Origin of the sequence: Nocardia amamiensis (genome assembly GCF_015477605.1) — a bacterium.
Classification (GTDB): domain Bacteria; phylum Actinomycetota; class Actinomycetes; order Mycobacteriales; family Mycobacteriaceae; genus Nocardia; species Nocardia amamiensis_A.
Genome location: NZ_JADLQX010000378.1, coordinates 1 through 251, shown reverse-complemented (window position 1 = coordinate 251; position 251 = coordinate 1). Strand labels below are relative to the sequence as shown.

Genomic DNA, 251 nt, shown 5'->3' with positions numbered 1-251 from the left:
ATCGGCCGGAAAGTGGATGTGCGCTCGACGTATTCGATGGTGCAGATCTTCGACCGAGGTGAGTTGATCGCCACCCATGTGCGCAAGCCATTCGGCAAGCAATCCGACGTGTCGCACTACCCGCCGGTTCTGTGGAATCTGAAATGTCAAGGTCGTGTGGATTTGCCCTGGTTGACTGACACGATCGGCAACAGCGTGGCGGTCGCCGCGGTGCCGATCTCGCGTGGCGTGGCTCCGGCCGGAGTGGGGAT

Annotated in this window: 1 protein-coding gene; it reads left to right on the top strand. The window is 61.0% G+C overall.

The genetic code is table 11. The features are described 5' to 3' along the window. Positions 1-36 precede the first annotated feature (36 nt). Positions 37-251: hypothetical protein (locus IU459_RS38195; RefSeq protein ID WP_195134384.1), on the top strand; the 215-nt coding region annotated here is incomplete at its 3' end.